General features: G+C 36.1%; 15 protein-coding genes. 5 read left to right on the plus strand and 10 right to left on the minus strand.

From position 1 onward, the window contains the following. Positions 1-38: 38 nt before the first annotated feature. From M2373_RS13480 to queA, 4 genes are all read right to left on the minus strand, one after another. Complete coding sequence (locus tag M2373_RS13480) at positions 39-917, minus strand: hypothetical protein (RefSeq protein WP_259111566.1); 879 nt, start codon at positions 915-917, stop codon at positions 39-41. Between the two features lie 181 nt (positions 918-1,098). After that, on the minus strand, positions 1,099-2,037 hold the full coding sequence (locus M2373_RS13485; protein ID WP_259111567.1) for a sterol desaturase family protein: 939 nt from the start codon (positions 2,035-2,037) through the stop codon (positions 1,099-1,101). Between the two features lie 73 nt (positions 2,038-2,110). Further along, positions 2,111-3,145, minus strand: coding sequence for a 23S rRNA (adenine(2503)-C(2))-methyltransferase RlmN (gene rlmN / locus M2373_RS13490; RefSeq protein ID WP_259111568.1), 1,035 nt, complete (start codon positions 3,143-3,145; stop codon positions 2,111-2,113). Between the two features lie 72 nt (positions 3,146-3,217). After that, on the minus strand, positions 3,218-4,267 hold the full coding sequence (queA, locus tag M2373_RS13495; RefSeq protein ID WP_259111569.1) for a tRNA preQ1(34) S-adenosylmethionine ribosyltransferase-isomerase QueA: 1,050 nt from the start codon (positions 4,265-4,267) through the stop codon (positions 3,218-3,220). A gap of 180 nt (positions 4,268-4,447) precedes the next feature. Here queA and M2373_RS13500 point away from each other — a divergent pair, with 180 nt between their 5' ends. The 4 genes from M2373_RS13500 (at position 4,448) to M2373_RS13515 (ending at position 8,635) form a co-directional block, all read left to right on the plus strand. After that, positions 4,448-5,140 carry an AIM24 family protein gene (locus tag M2373_RS13500; protein WP_259111570.1) on the plus strand — a complete coding sequence of 231 codons (693 nt, stop codon included), beginning with the start codon at positions 4,448-4,450 and terminating at the stop codon, positions 5,138-5,140. Positions 5,141-5,320: 180 nt separating this feature from the next. After that, a complete protein-coding gene (locus tag M2373_RS13505) occupies positions 5,321-6,712 on the plus strand; it encodes a Gfo/Idh/MocA family protein (protein ID WP_259111571.1) in 1,392 nt (463 codons plus the stop codon). After that, complete coding sequence (locus M2373_RS13510; RefSeq protein ID WP_259111572.1) at positions 6,702-7,610, plus strand: sugar phosphate nucleotidyltransferase; 909 nt, start codon at positions 6,702-6,704, stop codon at positions 7,608-7,610. Before M2373_RS13505 ends, M2373_RS13510 begins: the two co-directional genes overlap by 11 nt. Then, the gene (locus M2373_RS13515; protein WP_259111573.1) at positions 7,601-8,635 is read left to right on the plus strand and encodes a phosphotransferase enzyme family protein; all 1,035 of its coding nucleotides are present in this window, start codon (positions 7,601-7,603) and stop codon (positions 8,633-8,635) included. Before M2373_RS13510 ends, M2373_RS13515 begins: the two co-directional genes overlap by 10 nt. Positions 8,636-8,892: 257 nt before the next feature. On the opposite strand, the gene M2373_RS13520 is transcribed toward M2373_RS13515, so the two are convergent. Together M2373_RS13520 and M2373_RS13525 are read right to left on the minus strand one after the other, a co-directional pair. Then, a complete protein-coding gene (locus tag M2373_RS13520; RefSeq protein ID WP_259111574.1) occupies positions 8,893-9,381 on the minus strand; it encodes a DNA-deoxyinosine glycosylase in 489 nt (162 codons plus the stop codon). 124 nt (positions 9,382-9,505) lie between these two features. Next, complete coding sequence (locus tag M2373_RS13525) at positions 9,506-11,500, minus strand: S9 family peptidase (protein ID WP_259111575.1); 1,995 nt, start codon at positions 11,498-11,500, stop codon at positions 9,506-9,508. A gap of 118 nt (positions 11,501-11,618) precedes the next feature. Here M2373_RS13525 and M2373_RS13530 point away from each other — a divergent pair, with 118 nt between their 5' ends. Further along, the gene (locus tag M2373_RS13530; RefSeq protein WP_259111576.1) at positions 11,619-12,485 is read left to right on the plus strand and encodes a T9SS type A sorting domain-containing protein; all 867 of its coding nucleotides are present in this window, start codon (positions 11,619-11,621) and stop codon (positions 12,483-12,485) included. A 61-nt stretch (positions 12,486-12,546) separates the two neighbouring features. Here the strand turns inward: M2373_RS13530 and M2373_RS13535 are convergent, their stop codons facing one another. The 4 genes from M2373_RS13535 to M2373_RS13550 form a co-directional block, all read right to left on the minus strand. Next, positions 12,547-12,888, minus strand: a complete 342-nt coding sequence (locus M2373_RS13535) for a phage holin family protein (protein ID WP_259111577.1) — start codon at positions 12,886-12,888, stop codon at positions 12,547-12,549. Between the two features lie 222 nt (positions 12,889-13,110). Next, positions 13,111-13,995, minus strand: a complete 885-nt coding sequence (locus M2373_RS13540; RefSeq protein ID WP_259111578.1) for a glycerophosphodiester phosphodiesterase family protein — start codon at positions 13,993-13,995, stop codon at positions 13,111-13,113. A 7-nt stretch (positions 13,996-14,002) separates the two neighbouring features. Next, a complete protein-coding gene (locus tag M2373_RS13545; RefSeq protein WP_259111579.1) occupies positions 14,003-15,403 on the minus strand; it encodes a RagB/SusD family nutrient uptake outer membrane protein in 1,401 nt (466 codons plus the stop codon). 23 nt (positions 15,404-15,426) lie between these two features. Next, positions 15,427-18,639, minus strand: a complete 3,213-nt coding sequence (locus tag M2373_RS13550) for a SusC/RagA family TonB-linked outer membrane protein (protein WP_259111580.1) — start codon at positions 18,637-18,639, stop codon at positions 15,427-15,429. Between the last annotated feature and the right edge of the window lie 31 nt (positions 18,640-18,670).

Here is an 18,670-nt window from a genome sequence, read left to right on the forward strand (position 1 = left end):
TCACAAAGATAATTTTTTTCAGTCAATTTTAAGGGAAATTAATCTTTGAGTTTATCTTTTGGAATAAAAAACAAGCTTTGTTTTGCTCCTCCCAATGGCGAATGGAATTTTTCCCCTGAAATATAAACCCCGGTTTCATCAACGGCAATCCCCTCAATCTGACTAACAGACAGTGAGCTTCCCAAATAATAATGCCTCGGAGTCTCTTTAAAAAATATTCCGGGTTCTGTTTCATTAAAAATATCCAAAAATACCTCTGTTTTCTTTGTGTAGCCTATCAGATAAAGTTTTTTATCAAAGTAAGAAGCATCTGTAACTACAAAATTAGTTTTGTAAGCTTCTACCTTCAGGGCTTTTTGCTTATCTGAAATTTCAGGATCGATAATATAATGCGAGGTTGATCTTGCCCCCCATTCTTTCGTGAAAAGATGAATTTTTCCATTCAGATAAATCATCGCTTCTGCATCAAAATTGGTTTCCATATATTTAGGTACAAACTCCTTTTGCTCAGGATATTCAAAAGAGATCAATTTAATATCCTCATTCTTAAACTCATTATTTTCAAAAGGGACTTTATAAATCTCCAGGTGTCTTCTTGTACCTCCGTTATTTCCAAAATCTCCGATGTAGAAGTTATTCCCATCATTGGTCAGTGCTTCCCAATCTGTATTTTTTCCGTTAATTTTAAAAGTATTATTGATTTCTCCGGACTTTTTATCAATTTCAAATAATTCCGGCGTATTTCCACTGTCATTGAAGGTATATAGTTTTCCATTCAAAAGACTCAGACCTGATGTCTCTTTTATTTTTTCATCTAAATAATTCACCCGATATATTCTAATCTTTAGAAAATCGGTTCTCTGAGAAAATGATAATGTAGAAACGACAATAGCTAATGCCAGAAATATTTTTTTCATGGGGTAAAATTAAGATTTTATTTAAACACAAATAAAACTCACTTTGATACTGATTTGTTACAAAAAGGACGAACAAAAGTTCGTCCCTAGTGATTATATAGATTATATTGAAAAATATCAGACGCTGTTCAGCTGAAAATTAATCTATCCGAGAAAACATTTCTACTATTTGTGTTATAAACTAAGCAGATTTTTTCTGAACATTTTCTTTTTTCATGTTCTTTTTCGCCTTGTATTCTTTTTGATATTGTCTTACCGTTTTTCCGGTACCATCATGCCTCCAGCCTGGAGAATTAAAGAGATAATTGATCCGGTCTGAAAATTTTAATCCCGGCTGCTTAATATCTTTCCATATTTTACGCCATTCATACAAGAGAACGGTATCCGGCTTATTATCAGGCATTTTTGGATAAATGCCATATTTTACAGGAATAGCAGGATCTTCTTTTTCAAATGTCCCGAAAATCTTATCCCAGATAATCAGACACATTCCCATATTTCGGTCCAGATATTTGATATTACATGCATGATGAACACGGTGATGAGAAGGCGTTACCAAAATATATTCCAAAAAGCCCATTGTTTTTACGGTCTGCGTATGAACCCATGTTCCGTACACCTGACCGATTGCATAAACAACCATAATGTGCCACGGATTAAATCCTAAAAATGCCAGTGGAGAAAAATATAAATATCGGTAAAGCGGTTGTAAAACAGGGCTTCTGAAACCTGTTGTCAGGTTAAAATATTCCGAATTATGATGGGTAATATGCACTGCCCAAAACGCTCTGGAATGGTGATCAACATAGTGTAAAACATAATAGGCAAAATCCGTTATCACAAAACAGATCAGCCAGTACCACACCGTAAAATTCCACGAAAAAAGTCTGTGATTGTAAAAGAAAAACATCACTCCCATCGCGAAAACCTTCATCACAAGATCAAGCCCGAAGTTCATTAATGCTAAATAAACACTCGTAGCCACATCTTTTCCATTGTATAATTTAGCCTCCGAAACATGGCTGTAAATCATCTCAGCTAAAATCACGGTGGCATGAATAGGAATAGACCAGGCATAGACATTTTCAAGCCCGTCTTCGCCCATAAGGAAATCCATCATTGCACATTAGTTTAGTACAAATGTAAGATTTTAAGAAATTGTTAAGAATTAATTTTGTTTTTTTAAGGAAATTTTAATCCGCTGTTTTATTCGCCAACTGACCACAGGCCGCGTCAATATCACCGCCACGGCTTTTACGGATCATCACGGTAATACCGGCATTTTCAAGTTGGCGAACATAATTTTCTTCCGCCTGCTTGTTGCATTTATCGTATTTTCCGTCTCCGATCGGGTTGTATTGAATTAAATTAACTTTGGAAGGAACCTGTTTACAGTATTTAATCAAAGCTCTGATGTCTTCATCGGTATCATTAATACCTTTCCAGACACAGTATTCAAAAGTAATAACAGAACCTGTTTTCTGATACCAGTACTGAAGAGATTCCATAATATCCGTTAATGGAAATTTATCCGAAAACGGCATGATTTCATTACGCTTAGCTTCAATGGCTGAGTGAAGGGACAACGCCAGTTTCACACGCAGATCATCATCGGCCAGCATTTTGATCATTTTGGGAATTCCTGATGTAGAAACAGTAATTCTTCTTGGTGACATCCCCAAACCTTCCGGCTGGGTGATTTTTCGGATCGCTTCAACCACATTTTTGTAATTCATCATCGGCTCCCCCATTCCCATAAAAACGATATTGGAAAGTGGTCTGTCGAAGTACATCTTACTCTGGCTGTCGATTAAAGCTACCTGATCCACGATTTCAGCGACCTCAAGATTCCTCATTCTTTTGAGCCTTGCTGTGGCGCAGAATTCGCAGTTAAGCGAACATCCCACCTGTGAGGAAACACAAGCAGTAGTTCTTGTTTCTGTAGGAATTAATACAGATTCTACCAATAAACCGTCATGAAGTTTCACACCGTTTTTAATTGTTCCGTCTGTACTTTTCTGCAGAAGATCCACAGAAACAGGATTGATAGTATATTCTTCGGAAATTCTTTCACGAAGGGTTTTCGAAAGATTCGTCATTTCATCTATCGAATGGAGATTTTTACTCCACAACCAGTCATATACCTGCTTCGCACGAAACGGTTTTTCTCCCAAAGACATAAAATAGTCTTTAAGCTGGTCTAGTGATAAAGTACGAATATCTTTCATTTGAGGGTTTAGGTATTAGGACTTAGGATCCAGGGACAAACTAATCCCTAAATCCTATTTCCTATTATCTTTTTATAAAATTAACATTGCATCTCCATAAGAGTAGAATTTATACTTCTCTCTTACCGCTTCTTCGTAAGCCTGCATTACAAAATCTCTTCCTGCAAACGCTGCAATCATCATAATTAATGTAGATTTTGGCGTGTGGAAGTTGGTGATCATTGTATTGGCAACTCCGAAATCGTGAGGCGGATAAATAAATTTATTGGTCCATCCCTGGAAAGCAGAAATCTTTTTGTTTGAAGAAACAGAAGTTTCCAGAGCTCTCATTGTGGTTGTTCCCACAGCACAAACTCTTCTGTGAGCATCTACTGCTCTGTTGATGATATCAGCATTCTTTTCATCGATGATGATTTCTTCAGATTCCATTTTGTGCTTAGAAAGATCTTCAACTTCAATAGGGTTGAAAGTTCCCAATCCAACGTGAAGTGTAACTTCAGCAAAATCGATTCCTTTGATTTCCAATCTCTTCATCAAATGCTTAGAGAAGTGTAAACCTGCAGTAGGTGCCGCTACAGCGCCTTCGATTTTTGCATAAATAGTCTGATATCTTTCTGCATCTTCAGGCTCAACATCTCTTTTGATGTATTTCGGAAGCGGGGTTTCCCCCAATTCTTTTAATTTAGCTCTGAATTCTTCGTAAGAACCGTCAAATAAGAATCTTAATGTTCTTCCTCTTGACGTTGTATTGTCAATAACCTCAGCTACCAAAGATTCATCTTCTGTAAAGAATAACTTGTTACCAATTCTTATTTTTCTTGCAGGATCTACCAAAACATCCCAAACACGAGTTTCTTTATCAAGCTCTCTTAACAAGAAAACTTCAATTTTAGCACCTGTTTTTTCTTTATTTCCATAAAGACGGGCAGGGAAAACTTTAGTGTTGTTGAAGATGAATAAATCTTTTTCATCAAAGTAATCAACAACGTCTTTAAATAACTTATGCTCAATAGTTTGAGTTTTACGATCAAGAACCATTAATCTTGCTTCGTCTCTGTGCTCAGCCGGGTGTTCTGCCAATAATTCTGCAGGAAGGTCGAAATTAAAATCGGATGTCTTCATTTTTTAAATTACGGTTTAAAAATTTATTGAAATTACAAGGTGTAATTTTCGAGGTGCAAATATACGACATTCGATACCCCTTTGTCAAGTATTATTTCAAATGAAATTAAAAACCGTGATATTACGGTGATTTGTAAAGAGAAAAAAGTTTAGTTTTGGAACACAAAAAATTGTACACTCATGAGCAAATATTCAATTGAATCTTTCGTCAACGAGACAAAAGAGAATCCAATGGAAAGAGATTATTTCGAGCTTGAAAAGCCTCAGCTGCTGGAAATTAATCTTAATAACCAATCTGTCTGGACAAAAGCAGGAAGTATGGTTGGCTACATCGGAAACATTAAATTTGAAAAACAGGGAATGCTTTCCGGAGGACTTGGAAATCTTCTGAAAAAAGCCATCAGCGGAGAAGGCGCCAAACTGATGAAAGCTGAAGGAACAGGAAAATTATATGTCGCTGACTCAGGGAAAAAAGTTCGTATCCTTTATTTGAATAACGAATCTGTCTGTGTTAACGGAAATGATGTCTTAGCCCATGAGCAGAGCATTAAAAATGATATTACCATGTTGAAAAGTGTTGCCGGAGTAATGTCAGGGGGCTTATTTCAGGTAAAACTTTCAGGAACAGGGCATATTGCCATCACCACTCACGGAGATCCGTTAACATTACTGGTAACACCGGAAAATCCTGTTTTTACAGATCCTAATGCAACAGTAGCATGGTCTGGAAACCTAAGCCCGGAATTGAAGACCAATGTTTCTTTTAAAAGTTTAATAGGAAGAGGAAGTGGTGAAGAATTCCAGATGAAATTTTCAGGACATGGCTGGGTATTGATTCAGCCTTATGAAGAAGTGTATGCTGTAGAAAAGTAACATTCATAGATTTAAATATTTTTAATAAAAGTGTGTTTTATAATATAGAACACACTTTTTATATAAAACCAAATAAAAACGTTCATAGATAATGATTAATTGATTTATCCATCCCGATAATTTGCTAAAATTCGTTTTTTCGTAATGATATTTTAATATCTTTAAAATAAAAATACATTTATGAATAATTCCCGTAGAAGCTTTATTAAAACTGCTGCCTTAGCAAGTTTTGGAGCCCTTGTTTTACCCAACTCCCTATTTGCATACTCCGAAGGTTTTACAACTGATAAAAAAGTCCGGGTAGGTTTTATCGGAGTGGGCCTCAGGGGACGTGAGCATGTAAAACTTCTGGCCAAAAGAAATGATGTAGAAATTATAGCCTTTGCAGATCCAAGCAAAATCATGCTTTCCGAATGTCAGAAAATCCTGAAAGACAACAATAAACCAGCAGCCAAAGAATTCTCTAATGGTGAGCTTGATTACAAAAATCTTCTGAAGCTTAAAAATATTGATGCAGTCGTGATCGCAACCCCGTGGGAGTGGCATCTTACTCAGGGAGTGGAAGCTATGCGAGCCAAAAAAATTGTCGGAATGGAGGTTTCCGGAGCGATAAAACTTCAGGACTGCTGGGAGTTTGTAAAAGCTTATGAAGAAGCAAAAGTTCCGATTTTCATGATGGAAAATGTCTGCTACCGAAGAGATATCATGGCCATACTTAACATGGTACGAAAAGGAATGTTTGGAGAGCTTGTTCACGGACGGGGCGGTTATCAGCATGATCTTCGCGGAGTTTTATTCAACGATGGCGTTACACCTTACAACTCAGGAGTCGAATTCGGAGCCAAAGGCTTTAGTGAAGCAAAATGGAGAACGGAGCATTATGTAAAACGAAACGGAGAGCTCTACCCTACTCACGGTTTAGGTCCTATCGCTATGGCAATGGACATTAACCGTGGAAACAGGCTGACGAGACTGTCCTCTTTTTCATCAAAAGCCCTTGGTCTTCACAAGTATATTGTAGACCATCCGAAAGGCGGAGAGAATCATCCGAATGCCAAAGTGAAATTCAACCAGGGAGATGTTGTTACCACTCAAATTGCCTGTGAAAATGGAGAAACTATACTTTTGACCCATGATACGAGTCTTCAGAGACCTTATGATCTGGGATTCCGGGTACAGGGAACAGAAGGATTGTGGCAGGATTTCGGATCAGGCAGACCGGCTGAGGGACACATTTATTTTGAAAAAATAATGAATCATACCCATAAATGGGATAATTCCGAAAAGTGGCTGAAGGAATATGACCACCCTATGTGGAAGAAGTTTGAAAATCAGGCTACCGGTGCCGGACATGGCGGTATGGATTTCTTTGTTATGAACACTTTTATCGAATGTATTAAACGAAATATTGAATTCCCAATGGATGTATACGATCTTGCTACCTGGTATTCTATAACGCCACTCAGTGAGGAGTCGATTGCTAAAGGCGGACAGGCTATTGATATCCCTGATTTCACAAAAGGACTATATAAAAACCGTAAACCTGTATTTGGAATGACCGATGAATTATAAGAAAACACTTCTCATATTAGCCGGAGGGCTTGGAACTCGTTACAAAGGACTGAAACAGGTAGATGGAATTTTAGAGAACGGTTCTCCCATTCTGGAATATTCTATTTATGATGCTTTGGAAGCCGGTTTCAATAAAATTGTTATTGTAATCAACAGGTTTGTCCCCGAAAGTTATATCGAGAGACTACAGAATATCTCAAAACAGAAGAATTTTGAACTGATCTGGGTATATCAGGAGATGGAAAAAGGAGTTCCTGAAGATCAAGATATTTCCTCCCGGGAGAAACCATGGGGAACGGGACATGCCGTTCTTTGTGCAAAAGCAGTAATTAATGAATTATTTGTTGTCATTAATGCAGATGATTTTTATGGCAAAGAAATTTATCAGTTAGCATCCACAGAGATGGATTCAGGAGATATTTCTGCTTCACAGTTTGAATTAATTGCTTATCCCGTTGAAACGACCTTAAGTGAAAACGGTACGGTTGCAAGAGGAATCTGTACGCTAGATTCCGAAAATCATTTATTAAAAATTGAAGAGCAGACTTCTGTAAGAAGAGAAAATAATGCTATTATTTACACTGAAAACGATACAGATGTAAAAATAAGTCCCGATACTTTAGTTTCAATGAATTTCTTTGTTTTTCATCCCGAATTTTTCAATTCTCTGGAAAACTATTTTATTGAATTCATTAAGTCAAACCCAGCTCCTAAAGAAGAATTTTATATCCCTTTTGCCGTACAGAGCATGATTAATGAAGAAAAAATAAAAGTACTGGTAAAATCATCACCTTCTCAATGGATAGGAATGACTTATGCAGATGATAAAATCATTCTTAAAAACAATCTTACCCGTCAGATTCAACAAAACCGATACCCAGAAGACTTATGGAATTAGACCTTATTGTCAGAAAATTTATTGGCACCGATCATTATGATATTCATCCGATTACCAACGGATTGATCAATTCCACTTATCTTCTGGAAAACTATGATAATGATAAAAAATATATCCTTCAGAAAATTAACAATCTTATTTTTAAAAATCCAAGCACTATAATTATTAATCATCTGCTTATCAATTGCCTGCTTCAGTCTCATCATTATGAGTTGGCAATTATTGATCCTATTTCAGCCTCTACTCAGGAATTTCTAGTTCATGATGAAAACGAACAGCCCTGGAGAATGCAAAACTATATTGAAGACAGTACAACTTTTTTAAAAGTACCCTCTAAGGAAATAGCTTATGAAGCAGCAAAAGCATTCAGTCATTTTCTTGATATTGTGAATACCGGAGATTCAATTGAAATAGCAGATACCCTTCCCGATTTTATTAATTTTGAGAAAAGGATTTCAGATTACAAAAAAGCATTGAGAGATGCAGATCCTGTTTTAATGGAAAAAGCGACAGGAGAAATAGAACTGACTAATCAGCTTTTAACGTTACCCGACAAATGGATTGAACTGGTAAAAAATAAAAAACTTCCTGAAAGAATAATTCATGCTGATGCCAAAATAAGTAATATTCTTTTTGATGAAAACGCTGAAGCATTAGCTGTTATTGATATGGATACCGTGATGATTTCTACCATTTTATACGATTTCGGCACGATGATTCAGTCATATACCAATACGGCTAATGAAGACGACGGAAATGCCACAGATAATTTTAACCCTGAAATTTATAAAGCTGTAAAAGAAGGTTTTCTATTTCACCTTAAAGAAAAATTAACCCCGGAAGAATCTGAAAATCTGGATTATGCAGCACAAGTGGCGATTTATATTCAGGAAATCCGTTTTCTGACGGATTATTTAAATGGCAGCACTTATTATTCAACGAAATATCCTGATCATAATCTGGACAGAACAAGAAATCAGCTTCAACTTCTTGAGGGATTGAGAGAATATCTGAAAAATATTTAATTCAAAATGCTTTGGCAGGTTTAGGATCTCCTTAAAACCAGCAATTTATTTATTGTTTTTTAGGAAGAGGAATGCTGAGCCTGCCGAAGTACCTTTGAAAAACAAGGACTTATAATGTCCAAAATTCAACAACCTTTCGACGAACTCAGAGTGACAGCCCGAATAACTCCTTGTTTCAGACTACCATCACAACTCAGTCATGCTGGGTTTAAAGTTTACCTTAAGCTTGACGAAGGAAAACATCTTATATTATAATTTCAAAGAAAGTTCAAGATCACTTTCCAGTCTTCAATTTTTTTTTCAAAAGAGATCGTATGAAGTGGACTTGTAGAAGGCAGTAGATGAACGGGAATTCTAAAATTTTTTCCAAGAATTTTCTGCAGATTCTTATATGACTTTGCCCCGTTGCAAAATATAGCTTTAATATTGGGATATTCTTCCAAAAGTTCTCCAATTTTATTCGCTTCTTCATTTCTGATCTCCGAATCAAGACTTCCTTTTCTTTCACAGGAATCGATCACATCCCAAATTGCAATATGATTTCTTTTTAAAATGTCAACTCTCTCAGCATAATCATCTGTAAATTCTTCATTAAATAATTCAAAGATTATTTTCCAGAATTTATTTTGTGGATGAGCATAATACTGTTGTTTTTCTAAAGATTTTACACCCGGAATTGAACCTAAAATTAAAATTTCAGATGATGAATCAATAAATGGAGGAAATGAAGAAATTCGGTTCTGCATAATTCAAATATATAAATTTTGGCTAAAGCCACAGTATTTTACAAACAAAAAGCGGGCTAAAGCCCGCTTCTATTGATATTTAAAATGTGATTTTTATTTCTTAATCGTCCTGAAAAAGGACATTTTAAAGTGTTTCTTTTAACCAGTCAAAGAATTCTCTCTGCCAAACCAATCCGTTCTGAGGGTGTAGAACCCAGTGGTTTTCGTTAGGGAAATAAACCAGTTTAGACTTTAAACCTCTCAGTTTTGCAGCCTGAAATGCTTCCTGTCCCTGTTCATAAGGAACACGAAAATCAATTCCCCCCTGAACGATCATAATCGGTTTGTTCCATTTTTCAACGAAATTACTAGGATTGAATTCGGTGTATGCCTTTGGCAGCGGCTTTTCCCAGGGAGAACCCAAATCCCAGTTGGCAAACCAAAGTTCTTCTGTCGTCAGATACCATGATTTCATGTCAAATAACCCATCATGAGCGATGAAAGTTTTGAATCTGTTTTCGTGGATTCCAGCTAACATGAATACACTGTAACCACCATAACTAGCTCCTACAGCTGCTACTCTGTCACCATCTACATAAGGCAATGTTTTAGCATAATCTGTCGCCGCAAGATAATCTCTCATCGGCTGTCCGCCCCAGTCTTTAGAAATTTCTTCATTCCATTTTGTTCCCCAGCCCGGCATTCCGCGGCGATTTGGAGCCACTACGATATATCCGTTGGCAGCCATAAGCGCAAAATTCCATCTTACACTGAAGAATTGAGTTAACGCAGATTGAGGACCACCCTGGCAATATACTAAAGTCGGATATTTTTTATTAGGATCAAAGTTAGGCGGATAATGGAACCATACTCCCATTTCTTTTCCGTCCGAAGTTTTCACCATTTTCAATTCAGATTTTCCCTGCGCCAATTTTGCATAAGTATCTTTATTGGCCTCTGTAACCTGCTTCATATCTCCGTTTTTCACATTAACAGAGAAAAGATCCGTAGCGTGGTTTACATCAGTTCTTCCTACTAAAAGAGAATTTTTAGTATCAGCAAATATTTCATTAACATCAAAATCACCTTTTGTAATCTGCTGAACTTTTGCGTTTTTAGGATCTAAAGAAAATAACTGTTTAGTTCCTTTGAAAGCTGCCGTGAAATAAATATTTTTTGAATCTCCACTCCAGAAAACATCTCCGGAAACACTTTCATCCCAGCCACTGGTAAGGTTTGAGATTTTACCTGATTTCCAGTCTAAAATTTTGATATCATTTTTATCCGCTTCATATCCATCTCTGGCCATGCTTTGCCAGATTAATGATTTTCCGTCAGGACTGAATTTTGGATTTACATCGTATCCTTTATTTGCTTCCGTTAAATTTTTTGTTGTTCCAGAAGCTAAATCGTATGCAAAAATATCTGTATTGGTACTTGTTGAATATTCTTTACCGCTTTTCGGTTTTGTAACATATAAAAGCTGAGCAGAATCCGGGCTCCAGATAAAATCTTCAGCACCTCCGAAAGGTCTTTGTGGAGAATCCCAGGTTTTACCTTCCAGTAAATCTTTTGCAGAATCTACAGTTGCAGAGGTATTCACTACAAAAACATGGTTATACTTTCCTTCATTAAAGTAATCCCAGTGTCTGTGATTAAGATCTGTATATACCTGAGCGGTTGTTTTGGGAGTATCTGAATATTTATCTTTCCCCATTAGTTTTTCAACTAAAACCTGCTTACTGAAGGCTATTTTTTTACCATCCGGAGAAATTACAATATTATCAGCCTCTCCGATGGTATAAAATTCTGACCAGGTTTTTCCGCTGTCTTTTGAAAGATAAATTTTATCTCCTTCCTGAGCATAAATCCCATTTTTATCCCACTGGATTAAAGCTTTTTTGCCGAAATCTATTTTGATAGACTGATTGTTAAGAACATTTAAAAAGTAGTTCTCATTTTTTGTTTTTTCAGTTTTAAGATCAACCTGTCCTATTTTATAAATAACTGAAGATTGGTCCGGAGAAACTGCCTGTACTCCCACTTTTTTCAAAGTCCAAAGGATCTCAGGCGTCATTACTTGTTGTGCATTCATTAAAAGCGGAGCTGCCAAAGCCAGCAGACTGTACTTAAGTTTCATAAATTCCTGTTTAATTCAAAGATTTCCAAAGGTATGCAAATGTGTTTAAAATTCAAATTAATAAACCATTTTATCATGCTATTTATTAACTTTGAAATTCTCTGTTAAACTAATTTCCATGAAAAAAAATCTATTGACTGCTTTCCTTTTTTTACCCTTTTTTATATTTTCTCAAATTTCCATGACTCCCGGAGTTACCCATTATGACAATCCTTACCAGGTAACGGTTTCCGGAAACGGAACTATTTATTACACCACCGATGGCAGTCTGCCTACTTTGAGTTCCAGTTCGGCAGTAAACAATGTACAAATCAATATTAATCAGACTAAAGAAATCAAAGTTTTTTTGGTCAACGGATCAGGAACGACCTCAGCTGTATTCAGCAAAAAATATTATACAGGGACTATCCCAACGGCAAGTATTTATTTTAAGGCTCCTTCCAACTGGACAAACGGAGGCTGTGTGATGGTAGATATGGTGAGCCCTAATGCAATCAACGGATTTGCCATTGATACTCTCTGGCCCGGATTTACAATGACAGATGCAGGTTGCGAAGGCTGGTATAAGCCAGTAAGAAACTTTGAAAATGCTAATGTAAGATTTAACAACTGTTCGCCTTTTGAAAATATTCCGGGGAGTATCGGCACCAATCTGATTCCGATGGGAAGCACTCTTTATTATGATTTTACGGATGGCGTTATCAGTAATCCGCCTTCATGTGTCAACCTGAATATTAATGAGGCTAATAAAAATAATATCGTTCTGATAAAAGTATATCCCAATCCGGTTTCCGATATATTGAAAATCAATACAGATAAGGATTTTAAAGAGTTTGAAATCTTTGATTTATCAGGGAAAATAATCTCAAAAAATAAATTTTCTTCAAAAGAAATTCCTATTTATCATCTTACTACAGGAAAGTATTTTATTAAATTAAAAGATGGACAGGGAAACATTACCCTTCTAAATTTCATAAAAAAATAATAACAAAAATCCCGACCATGTACATGATCGGGATTTTTTATAGTGATATGAATATAGTGTCTTAATCATCCGAAAACATCGAATTGGCAAAAGAAGTAATAATAGACAGTAAAATACTGAAAATAAACGCCCACCAAAAGCCTCGTACTTCCATACTGTCTATGAAATAATCAGCAATTAAAATAATTAAAGCATTTATTACCAATGCAAAAAAACCGAGTGTTATAATCGTTAACGGTAATCCCAGAATACTTAAAATCGGTTTAATTGTCAAATTCAAAACGCCTAAAACGATCGCAAAAATAAGGGCTGTTGAGAAGCCTTCAAAATGTACTCCCGGTAAAATTTTGGTCAAAAGAAATGCAACGATTGCCGTTACAAAAAGTCGTATTATTAAGTTCATAGTAATTGATTTTTAAAAGTTGCTATTAAGCTTACAAAAGGCGTTCCAATCGGCATGAAAAGATTAACCAACAACAGTAAGTTTACATTGAAAACCGCACAATTCATTCAATTACAATTAATAATATTTTTACTATTTCTTATATTTATTAATAAGTCGCGTAAAAAAGAAAGAGCCATCCATACAGCGAATGACTCTTTCAACCTATAAAGAATTCCGGTTTTAGTTTGTTGAAGAATATTTTTTCATTTTTTTCAAATATTCTATAAGCTCCTTCGGTCGGTCGGTCTGAATAATATTGACATTATTTTTAAGATACCATTCGTATGCGTTAGGATTTTCAAGGATTAAATCATCGTTGTGACTTGCAGAAAGATCCGGCCACAAAGAATTCACCCATACTCTGACGCCTTTTTTCTGAACCTCTTTGAAATCAATCAAATGACTTTCATCAAGCCCCAGAGTAAATTCAAAACCGTAGACTTTGTAATTTTTTAAATATCCGTTGATCTTCTCCCAGCCTTCATTGGCACTTAATCTTACGATAGGCATATAATGAATCTCATTTTTAATTTTGCCATACTTCTTATTAAAGTCTTCATAGGTTGCAGTTCCTTTAAAAAGAATCTGGTCAAACATATTTCTCTTCTTCAGAATAGGATATACCAAATCAAAATAATCAAATGCTTTATCCAGATTAATGAATATTTTACCATTTGTTACATCCAAAACCTCTTCAAGGGTAGGAATTTTCATCTGTGTCGGTGACCCTACTCCATCTCGCAGATACAGTTTTTTTATTTCCTCTAAAGTATAATCTGAAGGTTTCCCTTTTCCGGTTGTCGTTCTGTCAATCGTCTGGTCATGCATTAAGATTAAAACATTATCTTTCGTGAGTGCCAGATCTATTTCCACCATATTGATTCCTTTATCAATCGCTTTTTTCACGGCCATCACAGAGTTTTCGGGAGCTTCTCTCCAATCTGCCCTGTGTGCTACCACCATTATTTTATCTTTCGGAAATTTATTTAATGATATTTGCGAATAAGCAATTACAGAAATAAAAACGAATAATACATTCAAAAAGTTTAAATTCAGTTTTTTCATACGTTAATTAATATCCTGGATTTTGTTTGATTGCCGGGTCGGTATTGATCTGATCCTGAGGAACAGGCATTAAAAGATTATAAGGCTTAATAGTTGCCGTTCCATAACCTGGTGTATTCTGGAAATAACTGGTCATTACTGAAATTGCTTTTCCGGTTCTTACCAGATCAAACCATCGGTGGCCTTCACCTACAAATTCTTTTCTTCTTTCCAAAGCGACCTCATCCAGCAGTTGAGTCTGGCCGGTCAGATTTACGGAAGCAAGTCCGGCTCTGTTTTTAATTTTATTTAAATATAAATTCGCATTCGTGAAATCATTCGCGACTGCATAACATTCTGCCATTGAAAGATAAACATCTGCCAAACGGAGAACCACTACATTACTTCCCCCGTCAATAGGTGCCGTAGTAGGCTTTGACAGCTTTTTGGAATAAGGAACATTATTAGACGTAAGTCCGATATAGGCATTTCTTCTGGTATCGCCGGATGTATAAATATTGTAAACATTCATTGTAGGAAGATTATGACCTTTAGCCCCCGACACAAAACCAGACGGACTAAACATTTGGTATGCCTGGCTTCCTTCCGTATTTCCGTTCACACCTGATGCAAACTGTACATCAAAAATAATTTCCGAATTATTTTTATTAGCAACATCAAAAATCTTTGTCACATCTGTTAAAAGGCTGTATCCAAGAGGTTCTATCTGCTGCAGGTAAGGCAAAGCTTCACTGAATTTATTTCTTGTGATTAATACTTTTCCTAAAATCCCTAAAGCGGCACCTTTTGTAACTCTTCCTTTTTGAGTTTGAGAAGCCGGAAGTAGGTTTAACGATTCTTTCAATTCGGTTTCAATAAAATTGTAAACAGTGTCTGCAGAAGTTCTTCCCTGCCCGAAATATTCATTAACATCCGTGGTTTCTTTGGTAGCCAAAGGAACATCTCCAAAAATTCTTACCAGGTTAAAATACATTAAAGCTCTCAGAAATTTCACTTCTCCTATACGGGTATTTTTCAGGGTCTGGTCCATTGAAACCGCTCCGATTCTGTTCAGCACAATATTAGCCTGCTGAATTCCTATATAATTGTCTCTCCAGGTATTTGAAATCAGTGAATTATTGGGCTGAATGGTAAAAAAATCAAATTCACCATACGTAAAACTGTCATTAGCAGGAACCTCATCATAGGTATTATCAGAAGGTATTTCCCCGATAGCTAGCATTGCCAGCTGATATTGACCATTGTATTGAAGTGAGCCGTAAACTGAGCTTACCCCTTGCTCCAGCTGAGCCTGATCCTGATAAAACTGAGCAGTTTGCTTGATCGTTTCAGGGGAGGTATTCAATACATCAGATGAGCAGGCCTGCAATAAAAATATTGAAAGTAATGGAATATATATTCTTTTCATTTTAAATTGTATTAAAGATTTGATTAAAATTTCATATTCATTCCGAAAGAATATGTTCTTGCCACAGGATAGTATCCGTTGTCATAGCCCTGAGTAAGCATACTGTCGGAGTTCGCATCCAAATTCTGACCTTTATATGAAGTGAATGTCAAAAGATTATTCCCTACAAAATATAACTGAATCGATCTTACTTTCAAAGCAGATAATAGATCCTCCGGTAAATTATAGGCTAATCTTAATGATCTCAATCTTACATAATCTCCGTTTTTAAAAAAGACACTTGAAGTTCTGGCTTCTTTTCTGTTGTTGGAAAAGTTCATATTCGGCATGGCATAGAACCCATTAGGATTCGTTACAGGATTGTATCTGTTATCAAAATAATACTGATTGGCGATCCCGAAACCTTCTCCGGATTCTGTAATGCTCACCTGATCTCCATTATAAATTTTTCTTCCCAGCTCACTGTATAATGTAAAATTCAATTCAAAGTTTTTGTATTTAAACGAGTTGGTAAAACCTAAAACATATTTCGGAATTCCCGACCCAAAGCTTTTTTTATCATTGGCATCAATTTTCCCGTCCTTATTTAAATCTTCCATAATATAATCTCCCACCATAGTTCCTGTAATGTGAGGAGAATTATCTATTTCTGCCTGAGATTTATAGATCCCAAGAATATTGTAGCCATACATTTCGGCAATAGAACCGCCAACTTTGGTTACCGCAAAATTGTTTGCTCCCGCTACAATCTGAGTCTGGTTATTGGCTAAAGCCAGTACTTTATTTTTATTGGCCGAAAAACTGAAATTATTGGAATATTCAAAGTTTTCTCCGATCTGAACAGGTCTTAAAGACACCTGCAATTCCAAACCTGTATTTTTCACTCTCCCTATATTCTGAAGAGATGTTGTATACCCGGACTGTTGAGGAACCGGAACATCCAGCAAAAGGCCGTCTCTGTTTAAAATATAATAATCTGCAGAAACATTTAAGTATTTATTAAACAATCCGAAATCAACTCCAAAGTTGGTAGATTTTGATTTCTCCCAAGTAAGATTAGCATTGGAAGGCGTATTGGATCTGTAACCCGGTGATAAAATTCCTCCGAAAACATAATTTTCCTGTGCCATCAAAGACATAGATCCGAAATTTGGAATCTGATTATTTCCATTGGTTCCTAAACTGGCTCTTAATTTTAATGGATTTAAGAAATTATTTTTAGGGAAGAAATTTTCATTACTTAAGGTCCAGCCTAAAGAAAGAGCATAGAAATCTCCCCATTTTGTATTTAATCCGAATCGTGAAGAACCATCTCTTCTGTAAGAAGCCATAAAGCTATATTTGCTGTTATAGGTATAATTGAATCTTCCGAAATAAGACAACAATGCCCAGGTATAATCTGTAACATCTATTTTAAAAGAACTCCCTCCGGAAATATTGGGAAGACTGTTATCCGCAAAATTGGCAGCCAGTGTGGTCACCTGATTCGACTGCTCCTTCTGAAAAGACTGTCCGGCAATCACGTTAAATGAATGATCGTCTATCTTTTTATCAAAAGTCAATAAGTTCTCTATCAGATAATTTTTTGTGATATACTCCGTTCTGCTTGCTGTAGTAGCATCCGGAGCAGCCGTACGATAACTTCCTACATTTGAAGGATCGAAAAAGTTATATTCATAACTTGTATAATCTCCACCCGCAGAAAGCTTATATCTGAAATTTTTCAGAAAGTTCCATTCTCCGAAAACATTTCCGAATGTTTTGAACATTGTATATTTTCTGCTTGTCATTTCGGCAACCGCTTCAGGATTCTCCACCAAAGCGCCGTCAAAAGGGATATTAGCTTTTATCTGCTGCGATATATTCAGATTTCCACTGGCATCTCTTGGTGCAAAGAAAGGATACATCGTGGTAGCCATCTGCAATAGATTATAAGTTCTGCCACCGTTCACCATATCAAAAAGCTGTCCTTTTGAATACGATGGAGACATAGAAAATCCGAATTTCAGTTTATCTGTAACATTGGTTACCAAATTGATATTTCCTGAATATTTTTCATAGCCAGTTCCGATTAAGAGACCTTTTTGATTCAGATAACTTCCTGTAAATGAAAATTTACTTCTTTCAGTTCCTCCAAGGATATTCAGGGAAGTATTACTGATAGGAGCCGGTCTTAATACCGTGGAATACCAGTCATTATCAATTAATCCTTTTTCTTTATTCAAATAAGGTGTAAGATATCCCGGAATCAATTCTCTCAAACTAGCTCCTTTAGATATTCTTGTTGAATTATCATCGGAAGCATTTCTGTTTGATCCTTTTGAAAGATAGTTGTTATCACGGGCTTCTTTCATATAGGTTGCCATATCATAGGCATTGACAAATTTTTCGTTGTCACTTCTTGTCTGAATTCCGTAATAAGAATCTAATGTATATTCTAATTTTCCTTTTTTCCCTTCCTTGGTCTGGATCATAATCACTCCATTTGCCCCTCTGGATCCGTAGATGGCAGTAGATGCAGCATCTTTAAGAATGTCGATCGTGGCAATAGAATTCGGGTCTATCGAGTTGAGATTGGTACCTTCGGTCAATGGAAATCCATCCACAACAATCAGCGGATTGGCACCAGCAGTTAAAGTCCCCACTCCACGAACCCTGATACTTGGTGAAGCTCCCGGAGAGGCATTCGTCTGTGCCACCTGGATTCCGGTTGCCTTTCCTGCGATCATATCTCCGAAGTTACCTGAAGCTACACTTTTCAGATCTTTTTCAGACATGGAAGCAATAGATCCTGAAATATCTTTTTTATTCTGCTTTCCGTACCCTACCAAAACGACTTCGTCTATTTTCTTTTCTTTTTCGGGAATCGTATCGTTTTTTATTGAATTTACCTTTGATAATGCCGCTATACTTGCAATTTTTCTGGACGTTCTCCTTACAGTAACAATATTATTCTGCATATTGAACTCAACAGGATAATTTTTTTTAAGATAATCCAATGAATTACGCAAAGACTTATAATCCAATTTTTTTTCATCCACAAGAATGTCTTCGAGATCAGATACAGAATAGAAAACTTGTGTCTTTGTAGTTTTACTAAGCTTCTCCAGCACTTTGGTTATAGGTAGACCTTTAGTGAGAGAAGACTGTAGGTAAGTTTGTATTTCTACCGCATAATACATTTGTGCAGAACACAAAATACCAAGCATAGCAATACTAATTGCTGTTTTTTTCATAAATTCGCAAATGTTAATTTTTTAAACTTTT

This window comes from Chryseobacterium sp. JUb7 (assembly GCF_024806495.1).
In the GTDB taxonomy this organism is placed as follows: domain Bacteria; phylum Bacteroidota; class Bacteroidia; order Flavobacteriales; family Weeksellaceae; genus Chryseobacterium.

Excerpts from the sequence above, each read along its gene's own strand:
- M2373_RS13480 (WP_259111566.1), bottom strand. The coding sequence starts at position 917 with ATGAAAAAAATATTTCTGGCATTAGCTATTGTCGTTTCTACATTATCA.
- M2373_RS13485 (WP_259111567.1), bottom strand. The coding sequence starts at position 2,037 with ATGATGGATTTCCTTATGGGCGAAGACGGGCTTGAAAATGTCTATGCC.
- rlmN (WP_259111568.1), bottom strand. The coding sequence starts at position 3,145 with ATGAAAGATATTCGTACTTTATCACTAGACCAGCTTAAAGACTATTTT.
- queA (WP_259111569.1), bottom strand. The coding sequence starts at position 4,267 with ATGAAGACATCCGATTTTAATTTCGACCTTCCTGCAGAATTATTGGCA.
- M2373_RS13500 (WP_259111570.1), top strand. The coding sequence starts at position 4,448 with ATGAGCAAATATTCAATTGAATCTTTCGTCAACGAGACAAAAGAGAAT.
- M2373_RS13505 (WP_259111571.1), top strand. The coding sequence starts at position 5,321 with ATGAATAATTCCCGTAGAAGCTTTATTAAAACTGCTGCCTTAGCAAGT.
- M2373_RS13510 (WP_259111572.1), top strand. The coding sequence starts at position 6,702 with ATGAATTATAAGAAAACACTTCTCATATTAGCCGGAGGGCTTGGAACT.
- M2373_RS13515 (WP_259111573.1), top strand. The coding sequence starts at position 7,601 with ATGGAATTAGACCTTATTGTCAGAAAATTTATTGGCACCGATCATTAT.
- M2373_RS13520 (WP_259111574.1), bottom strand. The coding sequence starts at position 9,381 with ATGCAGAACCGAATTTCTTCATTTCCTCCATTTATTGATTCATCATCT.
- M2373_RS13525 (WP_259111575.1), bottom strand. The coding sequence starts at position 11,500 with ATGAAACTTAAGTACAGTCTGCTGGCTTTGGCAGCTCCGCTTTTAATG.
- M2373_RS13530 (WP_259111576.1), top strand. The coding sequence starts at position 11,619 with ATGAAAAAAAATCTATTGACTGCTTTCCTTTTTTTACCCTTTTTTATA.
- M2373_RS13535 (WP_259111577.1), bottom strand. The coding sequence starts at position 12,888 with ATGAACTTAATAATACGACTTTTTGTAACGGCAATCGTTGCATTTCTT.
- M2373_RS13540 (WP_259111578.1), bottom strand. The coding sequence starts at position 13,995 with ATGAAAAAACTGAATTTAAACTTTTTGAATGTATTATTCGTTTTTATT.
- M2373_RS13545 (WP_259111579.1), bottom strand. The coding sequence starts at position 15,403 with ATGAAAAGAATATATATTCCATTACTTTCAATATTTTTATTGCAGGCC.
- M2373_RS13550 (WP_259111580.1), bottom strand. The coding sequence starts at position 18,639 with ATGAAAAAAACAGCAATTAGTATTGCTATGCTTGGTATTTTGTGTTCT.